We start from the raw sequence: 13,144 nt of genomic DNA on the forward strand, positions 1-13,144 counted from the left end.
CGATGGCACATGAATGCCCTAATGGAGGCACATCCCACGAAGCCTGGCACAGCACTGCTCTAACGAGGGCACAAATGGCACGAGCGCTGGCACTCTAGGCCCTAACGATGGCACACAAAAAACGCTGGAAGCCTTATAAACCGTGGCTTTTCTGGGTCCACTAACAAAGCTTCTAAAAAGCAGTAAAAACAGAAACAAGCTGTTGTTAGTTTTTTTGGACTGACCAGGCAAGAAGCAAAAGCGGGAAGCAGACCGTTCAAACAGAACACTAACCATGGAACAATTCGACCCTGAAGATGGCACCGAGAAAAGATTGACCCAATCTCAAACGTTCGGGTAATGTGCCACCACAGTCACCCAATGGCACATTTGAGATGGACACCTCTTCAGCACGACCACGAACAAAGCGGACACCTGTTGCGCCGACTGGTGAGGACCAAACTCCCACGAAGCGTAAGCGTGCTCCGAAAATTCTGGTGGTCAGGGAGATTGAACCCTCAAAAGCTGTAGAGCTGAAGAAAGCTGTTGAAGCCCTAGCGATGCGAAACGTTTCAACGACCAGTGATTTCACATTCCTGCAACGCAAGCTGTACAACACACTAACTCAGTTCGCCCAACAGAGGCCAGACACTGAGATGGTCCACAATATCCCAATCAAGTTGGTTGAGGAACACGTGGGTCATACGACCTCGAACAGCAGGGACCACCTGAAAAAAGTCCTGAAGGGCATGACCCAGATACAGGTGGAGTTCGATTACAAAGGCGAAAGCCCAGGTCGGAAAAGTGGATGGGGCGTCGCAAACTTGATCGCTGAGGCCTACATCCTCGAGGACAATCAGACAATCCGCTACTCATTCCCCGCCGAATTGAAACGCCGGCTACTCGATCCGACAATCTTCAATCTGATAGATCTGCGAATGCAGTATCACTTCACAAGCTACTCCGCGCTCTCTCTGCACGAGCTCGTATCCCGATACTACGGGTTCTCTCAGAAAGAAACCTTTCGCGAGCATTGGACCGCGTGGAGCGTCCTGCTATCAGGTTCAGCAACCCCGCACGAGGAATTCCGAGACTTCAATAAAATGCTTGGCCGTGCAGTCGACCAGGTCAACAGTATTGAAGGGCGTTTCAAAATCGAAGTCGTCATGACCAAAAACAACCGCAAGTACGACAAGCTATGGTTCAAGCTTGAGCCCCTGATGCAACCTGAGCTCGGCCTATCTCCAGCACCAGAGATTGTCGGCGTCGAGGTGTCCAAGCGACTGAAGGCTTTGTCCTTGAGCGCCAAGGACGTCGAGGAGTTGGGGATGAATCACGATGAGGAGTATCTGCTGGCTCAAGCGGACTACACCGAAGCGCAGATGAAGAAAAAGGACTCTGTTGCCAGTCCCGCGGCTTACTTCAAAGCAGCCGTTACCAACAACTACGCCAAAGCGCCAAGCAAGCAAAAGCCGTTAGCATCTTCTGATGCTCCAGCCCCTGCACTGAAAGCACAAAAGGCTGCCAAAAAATCTGCGGCGGCTACACAGACCACACCAGCGAATCAAATGAATGTGCTTCTCGAGCAATGGGGTGCTGCACAGCGCACCACCATCCGTGAGGAGATCAATGCGAAGAGCACAGAAGAACAGCAGTTACTCTTGGCGAAATACGAGTCGCAACTGAAAAAGGACGATTTGGCTTACAAGCAATACAAGTCAAAGGGGTTGAGCCCGATGGTGCTGAATTGCCTAGTCGCGATCATTTTCGAAGATCACTTCAAGGAAGCGCCTAACTCCGATCAGCTGCTGCAATTCCTGCTTTCCACGAGTGCCAGCGTCCAAGCGTAAAGGGCGAAGGGCTCACCCCTTCGGCGATGCCATGAGACCTGTTCGTTTGATCAACCCCAGCAGGGATTCAGCAGTGAGGAAGGGGGCATTTTTCAACATTTGCTCCATCAGCAGCGTGATAGCTGCATAGCAATCGCCAGGCCCAATCGGCAACGATCGCGACGACAATCCCTTTGCATTCACTGACAAATACACCTTGCCCGGCTGGTTCTCCAACTTGAACCATTTTTCGTTCTGCGCACCATGGCGTTTCCCCTCGAACGTCTCCTAGATCTGTAGCAGTGTCGCTAGGACGCACGGAAGCTCTCGCGTAGACAACTGGATCGCGATCTTGTCTTCCCAGTTGTATGTGCGAGCTTCGGATGCAAGAGCCGCTTCGATCCGAATGGTGTGCTCTTCGTTCCGGGTCTGATCGGCAGAGAAGCAAACAGGGACCTTCCCTCCATAAACATGTCGATTCACATAGCTTTTTCCGGTTTGCTGCTTCGGCGATTCGTCAGGTTTCTCGGCAACTTCATCAACACCGCTTGAATCATTGGTCACGTCGTTGGCAGCTTCAACTGGTTCACTGGCGGCTTGGCCACTGAAAGTGGTCACCAGAGCCTTTGCGTAGGTCCTACGCAAATACCTGCCATCGTCGTTGTCTGGACAACCACTATCCACCCAACGCTTCAGAACCTTCGCAAATACTGGTCCCTCTGTTCGGCCGATAGATACCAGGAGAGGAATGGTTGGGGGGGTTAACTGGGCGGTGGCCAGGCGGGTTGGTACTACGGGGAGGACAGTGAAAAAGATGCCCTTGAGATACTCAATCGATTTCGCATCGCCAGCAGTAGCGCGTTCAATCGAGGAAGTGAGGGTGCTGCCCTCTAGGGAGTGTATCTCCTCCAACACCTCAATAGCGGGTGCCGGTATTTGGAGACCGAGAAGGGCGGAGGTAGTCACGCGTGCGTTGAACATTATTCAATGTCCTGGGCAAAAGGAAGATCCAACCAATAGGCCTGGTCAAGATCTTAGCAATCATCCAGTATCTTATCAATACGTGTTATTTTCGCCAATTTTGTGCAGGTATTTGCTGCGGGCGATTTATTACAGAATCTCTACATCCAAAGCATGATTCAGCTCGGACTCAATGTCGACCGCAATACCATCAATCATGAAGTCGTTTGGCGTGATCACCCCAAGGGCCATCATCGCCAATGGCGTCCCCATATCCAGGTGCTTTGCGAGGACGCGAATGGCCTCCAAATCTTTCAACGTCGGCATGGGTTTACCAACACGCCAGGACCGTAGCTTCAAAAGTGGAATCTGCGTCTTTTCCGCCGACTCCCTCAGATCGGTAGACCACGTTGCGGCAATCAGTTCATCAATGATGAATTCAGCTGAGCCGGCGACGTTGGATTTCGTGACGGAGTCAAAGTAGTCCGCGGGCTCTCGACTGTCCTGTGCATTTGAAGATGACTTGAACACTGCGGAAGACTGGATCAAGCAATATTCCGACCAGCAGAAGACATCTGCCATTTGCAGCACACAAAACCCAGAGCAGCCTAAGAAGGCGGCAATTTTATCGATACGTTTGCGATCCAGAACATCGAGTAACACATGCGGCTTGGACCTCGACACATCGCCGAAGCAAGTGGCAAGAGAGTCCGCAGTGAATCCACACTGATTACTGATTACTGATTACTGATTACTGATTACTGGCGACTGCGAACGGGACAGATAGCAGATGGCTTCTGTCAATTATGGCCTGATAAAGGCGGAGCCCTTTAAGCACGACGAATCCTTTTCGTTTTCATACAATCATCAAACTCACCGAAGCGGATACCCTATCTCGGCTGACAGCCCACCAATCTTGAGCTAAGCCGAATCTGAAAATGACATTGGGATCAACACGTTCGGTAACAGAAGATTCATCTAACCCCGAGACAACACTAAAAGCGAAGGCCGAGGATACTGATAACAATTGGCCAAGCTTATCGGGTAGTGGCTCAACATTGGAATGCGTGAGCAACGCTTTTTGGATTGCCACCGGGAATTTCCACCGTTTGAGGAGCTCAGCGGCCACCTCTGCGTTGTCAAAGCCTAGTAGATCCTTTTCAACTGCTCGCCGTTTCATAAAGTCCAAAGGGGCTACGTGTTGAATTACTTCAGACGCCTCATCCGGCATGACAAGGTGAATCAATAGCACGCCCAAACCCTGCATTAATCCTATCGTAAATGCCTCATCACGGTCATGGTCTGTTTTTGCAGCCAGGTGAGAAGCCATGAACGCGGTATGAAGCCCCATTTTCCAATATGCGGGCATATCGATGCCTTGCGCTTCTGGAATCGCTTTCATCAGACCGTTCGTGATGATAGTGGTTCGCAGCGTGTGTATCCCGATGGTCGAAATTGCATCCTCGAGGCGTGACACTGACCCGCTACGGCCAAAATATGCGGAGTTGGCTGTTCTCAGCACCTTCGCCGCCAAGACCTGGTCAGCACTTATATTTTTCCCGATGTTCGACAGGGGAACCGCGGAGTCCTTTGTCATCTCGCACAGGTCCATGACAACAGTCGAGATCGTTGGCAGTGCTGCGGGTCGTTTAAATATCCGCTCCAGGTTTCTCATAGTCTCTCGCAGGTTAGGTCGATTCGCGGTGCGAATTGTAGCGTTGGGTGCAGGGTGACCCCAACGTTTCGGGTGGTTCTTGCAGAAATTGGCCACCCTATGCTAGTCCGTATGGTAATTCCCAAGGGCCACTATAATCACCAATAACGCATAACAGCACTCTACGAGGATTAAATATAGCCTTTACAGTATCCTGAAGTACTGTTCCGTGTGGGCACGATTATAACTTCTTGTTGACCATCTCCTGTTGCAAGTCCGTTAGGCGGAACGCCGCAACAGCACACTATTTCAGGAGATTTCCCATGATTCAGCAATCGCAAACTACTTAACTCAATTCTCAGTCGCTGCTCATTTCAGGCCTTTTTCCTAGTGGGGAAGCCTTCAGTGATGTGGTGGAAGCTGACATCACCTATGAAGCCATGTTCCGTGTCATCTCCCAGTGCCGTTATAGCGACGCTGGCGGTGATCTTGAAGTCATCCGTGTGGCCGATGCGCGTACAGGCGCTCAGCTCACTGAGGCGCTTCTGTCCCCGGATCAGGATCTTCTGCGTGAGGTGGATGCTGTTGAGTACGTGCTTCACACTGTTCAAACTTCCCTCGACAAAGGGCGCACCACTTGGTCAGACGAGAAGTCTGCCGAGCTTCGCGCTTACGTTGAGTTCTTCGACCTCGTGCTGTCCCAGGCCCCGGGTGTTTTTGATGGGCAGTGTTCTGGCCGATCACTGATGTCCGATGACGAGATCACGATCGTGTTCGAAGATTCCAGGAGCTTAGAAATTGAGCTCGTGCCGGCCGACGCCCTTTTAGCGTTGGGAAATGCGGCGCTGGAGGAGGGGCGGGTTACCGCTGCCTATCAGGTGCTTACGATGGCCCGCTTCACCCGCGTTGCATTGAGTCAGGCCTGCATCAAGGCTCTGACATAAAAGAAACCTTCTGGACCATCGGGCCCAGAAGGTTTTTTTGCTCACCAGATCACCAGATCACCTTCACCGGCTCCAGGTCGCGGACGAGGGCCGTCACCTGGGCGCAGAAACTGCCGGACTGGCAGGTGGCAGGCGTTGTCCCACTGGCGGGTGATGCCGACGAGCTTGCGCCCGAAGTCGCGTCGGGGGCGGCGCATTAGGGCCGTCAAACCGTGCTCTTCGTAGCGTGCGACCCAGCGGTACAGACTGTCGAGGCTGACGAGGCGACGGCGTCCATCGGGTATCGCATGCGCGCTCAAGGACAGACGGCGCAGCGCCTCGCCACGCGCGCTGGAATGTTTCGGGTAGGCCAGCGCCGGTTGAATCAGCCGCCATTTCCACAGGGCCAGCTAGCGGTGTTTGACGGCTTGCGGTCGAGCGACTGTGGGCCGGCACCCAACGACAACCGGTTAGAAAAATGAGGAGCTGGCGACATCGGCGTCGGGCTCTGCTGAAACCAGGACTGGTACAGCTCAGGTGGCAAACTGTCGGCCTGTACTTCGTAGTGCGGCCCCGTAGAGCACATCGGGTGCTTGTACGGTGTGCACCTGCAGCAACGCGCCGCTCCAAGTTTGACCTTGGGCCAAATGTGCGAATACCTCCTGGGCCTGACACGCGGAAATACCGGCAAGCGAAGCAAACCCAGCCGCACTGAGCCATAAGGGGGGAGCATACCCAATAGTTGAAAAGTTATATGAAACAGATGGGCCGTATGAAATGGAAGCTATAGCCGTCGGCACCGCAGACATAATGGATCTCCTTACCAATTGGAAAGTTCCCCATCAGCGCTGCAAAACGAAGGGTGGCGAGCTGTACGCAGGTTTGCAGACCGGGGGTAAGGAACCCGGCAGACCGAAGCCTCCCGGCACAGCCCGCCATAAAGCGAGCACAAAAAAACCGCTTTCGCGGCGCTGTGCGCCTCACCAGTTCGGGCTGCAAAACCCGTATCGCTCAATTTTCAGCGATGAGGTAATTTGGCGCGACCTTCGACACTGATGCAAGCGCGGATTCACAACGTAGATTGATCAGGCGGGGAAAATAAACATGGCTCGTGTTTGATTTGCGTCGGCCTCAACCTTGTGCGCGAATACATTCATTTACGGTAAAAGACCGAGGCACCTTCGCGAAATGTGACGTAAAAATCGCGTCACGATTTCTGAAATCGATGACTCACGGGGCGAATCAACGTCGACGCATGCCTTATATGTCGCCCTTAGAGTAGATGAAAAAGCGTCCAGGAATAACTGTTTTGTACGACAAAAGCCGAGCGGCGGGAGGCCTCGAATCCTCCCGCCCATTTCGCCAAGTTTCGCCTCATCTCGGCAAGTCCCACTTAGGCCCGCTTTAACCCACGTTGATACCAGCCATTTGGAAACTACATACGGCCAGATTCGGGAATAGAAAGATCCCACCTATTTTGGATTACTTCCGATCAGCTAGCCGCTGCTCGACCATGTGGGAGAACCGCTTCTCGTATTCATCGATCCACTGTTCGTACCGGGCCAGCGCAGTAGGGTCAGGTTTGGTTTCGTCGTTGCGCCAACGGTAGATCGTCATTTTGGTTACGCCCAGCATAGTGGCGAGATCTTCATCGTTCTTGGGATTGAGGCGTGTTTCCCATTCCTTGAAAATCTGGCTCATAGGCCGGTTAAATCGTTTCAACCGCTCGACGCGAAGCGGCTCTTCAGCAAACAAAGCCCGGGCCTTGTTCATTACATCGTCGGGTACCGAAGCTGTTCGCCCATAGATGTAGGAGGAAAGCCGAGGGAGACCAATGCCGAGTGCGAAAGCATAGTCTTGGTTACGAAGGCCCAGCTTGTTACCGATGTCGACCAATTCTTGCTGATCGACAGACAGCTCGGTACGACCACGTGCCTTCTTTTCCCCAGTAGAGGTCTGTGAGTTGCGCTGGGTCGCTGATGCCGGTGTTTCGTCATCGGTGTCAGGTTTTTGCAGTACAAGACGCACTAGGGGGTCTTGTTCCATCTGGAATATGCCTGAATCTGCCACAGTCTGTTCTCCGCTTATCACCCGTTGAAGTGCCGCTGCCATCCGCTTTGTGGCAGTTTGAGTGTCTATTTCACGATCGTGATCGATTTCTTCATGACCCACCAGAGTCGATTGTCCTATCTCCTCACCCCTTTCCTGCATGTCCTCAATTGAACAGTGATTTGCGACCAGCTTCTGGCGGTCTCGCAAAACCTCAGGGCTCACATTGTTGGCGACAGCGTAAACAACTGCATAAACAGCGTCGGTGTCGAAAGTTTTGGGGAGCATGGATTGGAAGAACACCTCCATAACGCGTTGCAAGACCTCATCAAAATCATTGAGGTCACAGCCGTTCTGTTTGGCTTTAACGCGGCAAATTTTGCGAACGCGCTCGTCTATATTCATCGCGTAGGCGATTCGATTGACGAGGAGAGGGGAGCGATCGCCATTCAAAATGTACTTCTCGCACAGTTTTTCGAATGACGACTGTTTCCCAAGGGGGCTCAGGAGGGAGTTAGGGGTATCGCTGGTGTTTCTATCTTGCTCCGGATTCAGTTCCAACTCCGGAGCTTTTGCTTGTTCTGCTGCCATAGAGGGGCTCGTTGATTCAGAAAATCCTACGCAGTCACGTTGTTCACAGTTCGATCCAGACGGGGGAGAACAACCTCTCTGAAATGCTCCAATGAACTGGACATATCGAGGAGGACTTTCATGCCTGCTGCCAGGATCTCAGTTCGGATCTCTGGGTATTCAAGCATGGAGTGTTCAATGCGCTCATTCACCTCCTGCACCTGGCTTGTCAGTTGACGTCCGTTAATCCCTGCTTCAGTAAGCGGGTCCTGACCAAGCACAACACCGAGAGCATCCAAGCCAATCTCGATTGGGGTGTATTTCGTGGTTCATGAAGCATTACCTCTGGTAGCGACCACTGTGGGCTGCTGAAGTTGATTATACGTACGCGACAGATTGCGTCAATCGAATCCATAACGCGTAAGTGGAAGACGTAACAGGTTCGAAAAACTGTTTCTGTGCAGCACGAGGGTCTGAAACTAGAAGGGTGGGCCGTGTCAGCTGTTAGATACAGGTGGCCTGAATCGCGTGTTCAAAATTGGACAAAGCGCCATGCATTTCTGCCAGCGATGCGGCATGAGTCGAAGCAATCAAGATTCCAGCCAGCAGGATTTCCGCTTTGGCCTCAGGGAAGTCAGTCATTGCGGTAACCATGCAATTCGTTGTGCATGGGACATCACAGTCTTTTTGGTATCTGGGGCAGCGGGGTGTTCCATCGACGGAAAGGCAGCCAAGCGAAGTAAGCCCGATTTCCGTTGCGCCGTGATTGTTGTCAAAGCCATATGACATATAAGTAATCATAATATCCATCGTATTCCGTTAGATTGGATCCGCGGTGGAAATTATAGGTAACTGTTAAACGCGTGGTCAATAAAAAGGCGCCATAAATGTTACCGTTTCCTTACACTTTAATGCGTGCAAAAATTGGTATGTGACTTTTTTGTAGACCAAAACTTGAGTATTGCTTATTAGGGCTAATGTAAACAAAAAGTATAGGAAAAAAACTGCCGCCAAAAAAATGGCGACGGTTTTTGGTGGGTTTCACAAAAAAAATGCAGTCTTGCTTCACAAAAATCTCTTCAGGCTCTTGTGTAGAAGGGGATTCAGCGTTGGTGAAAAGGGAAAGCGTTGTCCCGATTGGTGGCTCTGGGCTGCGGGCTCCAGATAGAGTTGTCGGCTTTGGACCTAGTAGGGCACACCTCGGGTTAGAGACCTTGGTTGTTTGTTTCTGTGGAGTCAGTCCTTTCCCATATGGAAGACTTGTTATCGGCTGGTCACCCTTTCGTTTAGGTGGGTATGGAATATCACGGAGATCGTAGTCTTTTTGTTTGGTATCCGATGTCTTTACTACTCTATCTTGTTTAGTAGGCGACGTTAATTGCTTTGTTTTTGGGGTAGTAACTTCGATACTTTTTTCAGGAGGGTAATACGTGAAATATCCCGTATTCACCAGAAAGTAAAAAGGCATGCAAATTCCAATGCTGATAGGAATTAAGATCCACAGGTAAGTCCGCACACCGCTAAAGTTAAACCAATGGCAGCTAAAGCCAGCCAAACAGATTGACTTGCCGAGAGTTTGAATTTGCGCATACCCACTCCAATAGATAGTCCTCGTGCTTGGGGATGGTTTACAGGTGGACCTAAGGAAACTCTGAAGAAGACTTCCAGATCTGGTGAAATACTCGCCTGACACGAACACGACGGTTGAGCCCCATGAAACAGATGTCCTTCGCCGACGCCGAATATGCCGGCAAACGTAAGCAGACTCGCCGCGAGCGCTTCCTGATCGAGATGGATCAGGTCGTGCCCTGGAAGGGCTTGGTTACTTTGATCGAGCCGCATTATCCAAAGGGCGAAGGGGGTCGTCCGGCGTATCCGCTGATGGCGATGTTGCGGGTCCATCTGATCCAGAACTGGTTCGGCTACAGCGATCCGGCGATGGAAGAGGCATTGTACGAGACCACGATCCTGCGCCAGTTTTCGGGGCTGCACCTAGATCGGACTCCCGATGAAACCACGATCCTCAACTTCCGCCGCTTGTTGGAAAAACATGAGTTGGCAGGCGGGATTTTGCAGGTTATCAATGGCTATCTGGGCGACCGTGGCCTGCTGTTGCGTCATGGCACGGTGGTCGATGCGACGATCCTTCACGCGCCGAGTTCGACCAAGAACAAGGACGGCAAACGCGATCCCGAAATGCACCAAACCAAGAAAGGGAATCAGTACTTTTTTGGTATGAAAGCGCACATCGGCGTCGACGCTGAATCCGGCTTGGTGCATAGCCTGGTGGGCACGGCGGCCAATGTGGCGGACGTGACGCAGGTCGATCAGTTGCTGCACGGCGAGGAAACTTACGTGTCTGGTGACGCCGGTTACACCGGCGTGGACAAACGTCCCGAGCATCAGGATCGCAAGATGATCTGGTCGATTGCCGCCCGGCCAAGCAGCTATAAAAAGCATGGAAAAAAGAGCTTGATCGGTCGTCTGCGGCGCAAGATCGAATACGCCAAAGCCCAAGTACGCGCCAAGGTTGAACATCCGTTTCGGGTAATCAAGCGTCAGTTTGTCTATACGAAAGTGCGCTTTCGCGGCCTGATGAAAAATACCGCGCAACAGGCCACGCTATTTGCCCTGTCGAATCTGTGGATGATGCGAAAACGGCTGCTGGTTGTGGGAGAGGTGCGCCTGTAATCCGGGAAAAGCGCCTTGAAAAGGCGTCGTTCAAGGGTGAACGATGAGTTAAGAACAGGAAAGGTCTGATTTCTGACCAAACCAGTGTTTTTTGAATCTCTACCAAAGAGGGCATCAAAAATCGCTGACTACTTCAGACCTTCCCTAGCCATTGCCTTCGACACTACAACGAGCAGTATCCGCAAAGCGCTTTGAATTATTTCTCACAGAAGGTATATCAGGCGCCTGGTAGCAGCAACAATTTATCAGGGGCTGGTGTCCGGTTTTGTAGGGGCAAGTCCACCGCCCCCTCCTGCCATCAACGGCAAGTGGAGGGCAGTTTTTTGTAGGGTTAAATCACACCGCAAGCTACGCGATTACCGCCTCCACCCAGAGGTTTGGGTGTGTCCGAGTGATTATCGGTCCCTGCGTGGATCATTAATGCGTGCCCCTTAATTTCCGAAAGGCTTTTAAAACGAGGTGCAAGCACCGGATAGTCAGCGGTTCCGTCACTATTTACATAGACAGCTGGAAGGTCGCCCATGTGACCGTCAGCATAAGGACCAAGGTGCTGACCGGTGTTCTTTGGGTCGAAGTGCCCGCCTGCCCCCAAAGCTGCGACGCGGACACCGTCCTTCACGCCCGCCTCACAACCGCCTTTTTCATGCACATGGAAACCGTGTATCCCCGTAGGAAGATTTTTCAGGTTGGGGGTAAACAATAGGCCATACCCCGTCTCACTAACTGTGATGGCTCCAATTGGTTGTGCTGCGCCATCTGCGCTTACTAGACTAATCGGGACGTCGATAGAAGCTGCATGGGTCGCTCCCATCGCGAGCATTCCTATCACACCAAACCAGATGCTAGGTTTCATAGGGCTTTTCCTTAATTGTTAAATTTCATAATTTTTAGAAAACCTACCAGTCGTTGCGTAGGAGCGGCGTTGTAGCCGCCCAGCGCCCCCCCTTCAAAGGCTAAAGCGCATGCCCATTAAAGTTTCAGTGCACGCCATGTCTCGGCTTTACTGAGGGGATTAGATGACCTCGCCGGACGGATACGACACAGATCAGTTCTTACCTACTATTACGTGTCCTGTAGAACGTAAACAAAGCCTCCCCGAGGGAAACCTGAAGATTGCTTTGCGCTGTAGATACATAACTCTTTAAGAATATCGAGAGCAAAAAAACCTGGCTGTAGGACAATTTCTGAATTGTAGTGGTCTAATGAAACCGGACACCCATTTAGGCGAGAATGCTCGCCAGATCGAGGTGTCAGATGACCAAACAACGCCGCTCCTTTACGGCTGAATTCAAACGCGAGGCTGCCGACCTCGTGCTCAAGCAAAACTACAGCTACATCGAAGCCAGCCGCTCACTCGGCATTGGTGAGTCAGCGCTGCGCCGCTGGGTTGACCAGGTTCAGAAAGAGCGCCAAGGCGTCACTCCGCAAAGCAAGGCGCTGACCCCAGAGCAGCAGAAAATTCAGGAGTTGGAAGCCCGGATCGCGCGGCTTGAGCGAGAAAAATCCATACTAAAAAAGGCTACCGCGCTCTTGATGTCGGAAGATCACGAGCGTTTGCGCTGATTGACCAGCTGAGTACCCATGAGCCGATTGACTGGCTGTGCAAGGTGCTCGATGTGCCCCGCTCGTGCTACTACGCCCGGCGCCTGCGGCGCCGCACGCCCGACGTTGATCGGCTTCGATTGCGCAGCCGGGTCAGTGAATTATTCTCGCAAAGCCGTAGTGCTGCGGGCAGTCGCAGCATCCTGGCATTGATGCGTGAAGACGGTGAGCAACTCGGGCGATTTAAAGTGCGCAGCTTGATGCGCGAGCTTGATTTAGTCAGCAAACAACCAGGCTCACATGCCTATAAACGAGCGACAGTAGAAAGACTCGATATCCCGAATACCTTGAACCGTGAATTTGATGTGCCCGCGCCCAATCAAGTCTGGTGCGGCGACATTACCTATATTTGGGCGCAAGGAAAATGGAATTACCTGGCTGTCGTTCTGGATCTGTGCACTCGGCGGATAGTGGGCTGGGCACTGTCGGATAAGCCGGACGCCGAACTGGTGATCAAGGCGCTGGATATGGCCTACGAGCAGCGTGGCAGGCCTCCGGGTCTGCTATTCCACTCGGATCAAGGGTCGCAATATGCAAGCCGACTGTTTCGTCAGCGGTTGTGGCGATATCGCATAGGTCAGAGCATGAGTCGCCGGGGAAATTGCTGGGACAACGCACCGATGGAACGAGTATTTCGCAGCTTGAAAACAGAATGGATACCGACCCTAGGCTATCGAACTGCTCAAGAAGCTCAGCGGGATATCAGCCATTTCTTGATGCATCGTTACAACTGGATTCGGCCTCACCAATTCAACGGTGGGCTGGCGCCAGCTCGGGCCGAGGAAAAACTTAACGTCGTGTCCGGGATTAGTTGACCACTACATTCCTATCACACCAAACCAGAGGGTAGGATTCATAGATCTTCCTTAATTAGTAGGCTTCAAAAT

General features: G+C 52.1%; 13 protein-coding genes. 4 read left to right on the plus strand and 9 right to left on the minus strand.

The genetic code is table 11. The annotated features are described in order from the left end of the window. Nucleotides 1–374 precede the first annotated feature (374 nt). Complete coding sequence (locus tag ACA051_RS30415) at nucleotides 375–1,829, plus strand: RepB family plasmid replication initiator protein (protein ID WP_497375942.1); 1,455 nt, start codon at nucleotides 375–377, stop codon at nucleotides 1,827–1,829. Between the two features lie 267 nt (nucleotides 1,830–2,096). On the opposite strand, the gene ACA051_RS30420 is transcribed toward ACA051_RS30415, so the two are convergent. The 3 genes from ACA051_RS30420 to ACA051_RS30430 form a co-directional block, all read right to left on the minus strand. After that, nucleotides 2,097–2,789 (minus strand): hypothetical protein, encoded by a 693-nt coding sequence (locus tag ACA051_RS30420; RefSeq protein ID WP_497375943.1) that lies wholly within the window; start codon nucleotides 2,787–2,789, stop codon nucleotides 2,097–2,099. A 129-nt stretch (nucleotides 2,790–2,918) separates the two neighbouring features. Then, entirely contained in the window at nucleotides 2,919–3,431 is a 513-nt protein-coding gene (locus ACA051_RS30425) for an XRE family transcriptional regulator (protein ID WP_497375945.1), read from the minus strand. A gap of 193 nt (nucleotides 3,432–3,624) precedes the next feature. Next, nucleotides 3,625–4,443, minus strand: a complete 819-nt coding sequence (locus ACA051_RS30430) for an HDOD domain-containing protein (protein ID WP_497375947.1) — start codon at nucleotides 4,441–4,443, stop codon at nucleotides 3,625–3,627. Nucleotides 4,444–4,835: 392 nt separating this feature from the next. On the opposite strand from ACA051_RS30430, the gene ACA051_RS30435 reads away from it, so the two are divergent. Then, the gene (locus tag ACA051_RS30435; protein WP_497375949.1) at nucleotides 4,836–5,366 is read left to right on the plus strand and encodes a hypothetical protein; all 531 of its coding nucleotides are present in this window, start codon (nucleotides 4,836–4,838) and stop codon (nucleotides 5,364–5,366) included. 41 nt (nucleotides 5,367–5,407) lie between these two features. On the opposite strand, the gene ACA051_RS30440 is transcribed toward ACA051_RS30435, so the two are convergent. From ACA051_RS30440 to ACA051_RS30460, 5 genes are all read right to left on the minus strand, one after another. Beyond that, nucleotides 5,408–5,563 (minus strand): hypothetical protein, encoded by a 156-nt coding sequence (locus ACA051_RS30440; protein WP_497375951.1) that lies wholly within the window; start codon nucleotides 5,561–5,563, stop codon nucleotides 5,408–5,410. Between the two features lie 1,264 nt (nucleotides 5,564–6,827). Further along, nucleotides 6,828–7,985, minus strand: a complete 1,158-nt coding sequence (locus tag ACA051_RS30445; protein WP_497375953.1) for a hypothetical protein — start codon at nucleotides 7,983–7,985, stop codon at nucleotides 6,828–6,830. Between the two features lie 26 nt (nucleotides 7,986–8,011). Beyond that, nucleotides 8,012–8,263 carry a hypothetical protein gene (locus ACA051_RS30450; RefSeq protein WP_497375955.1) on the minus strand — a complete coding sequence of 84 codons (252 nt, stop codon included), beginning with the start codon at nucleotides 8,261–8,263 and terminating at the stop codon, nucleotides 8,012–8,014. A 205-nt stretch (nucleotides 8,264–8,468) separates the two neighbouring features. Beyond that, entirely contained in the window at nucleotides 8,469–8,774 is a 306-nt protein-coding gene (locus ACA051_RS30455; protein ID WP_497375957.1) for a hypothetical protein, read from the minus strand. A 91-nt stretch (nucleotides 8,775–8,865) separates the two neighbouring features. Continuing rightward, the gene (locus ACA051_RS30460) at nucleotides 8,866–9,432 is read right to left on the minus strand and encodes a hypothetical protein (RefSeq protein ID WP_497375959.1); all 567 of its coding nucleotides are present in this window, start codon (nucleotides 9,430–9,432) and stop codon (nucleotides 8,866–8,868) included. A gap of 245 nt (nucleotides 9,433–9,677) precedes the next feature. On the opposite strand from ACA051_RS30460, the gene ACA051_RS30465 reads away from it, so the two are divergent. Further along, nucleotides 9,678–10,655, plus strand: coding sequence for an IS5 family transposase (locus ACA051_RS30465; protein ID WP_497375716.1), 978 nt, complete (start codon nucleotides 9,678–9,680; stop codon nucleotides 10,653–10,655). 331 nt (nucleotides 10,656–10,986) lie between these two features. Here the strand turns inward: ACA051_RS30465 and sodC are convergent, their stop codons facing one another. Then, complete coding sequence (gene sodC / locus ACA051_RS30470) at nucleotides 10,987–11,508, minus strand: superoxide dismutase [Cu-Zn] SodC (protein WP_497375961.1); 522 nt, start codon at nucleotides 11,506–11,508, stop codon at nucleotides 10,987–10,989. Between the two features lie 401 nt (nucleotides 11,509–11,909). Here sodC and ACA051_RS30475 point away from each other — a divergent pair. Continuing rightward, nucleotides 11,910–13,072, plus strand: a protein-coding gene (locus tag ACA051_RS30475) for an IS3 family transposase (RefSeq protein ID WP_497375847.1) whose coding sequence is annotated in 2 segments (ribosomal slippage) — nucleotides 11,910–12,165 and nucleotides 12,165–13,072 — 1,164 coding nt in all. Because the reading frame shifts where the segments join, the coding sequence is not laid out codon by codon here. The last annotated feature ends 72 nt before the right edge of the window (nucleotides 13,073–13,144 follow it).

The organism is Pseudomonas sp. LBUM1669, from assembly GCF_059695705.1.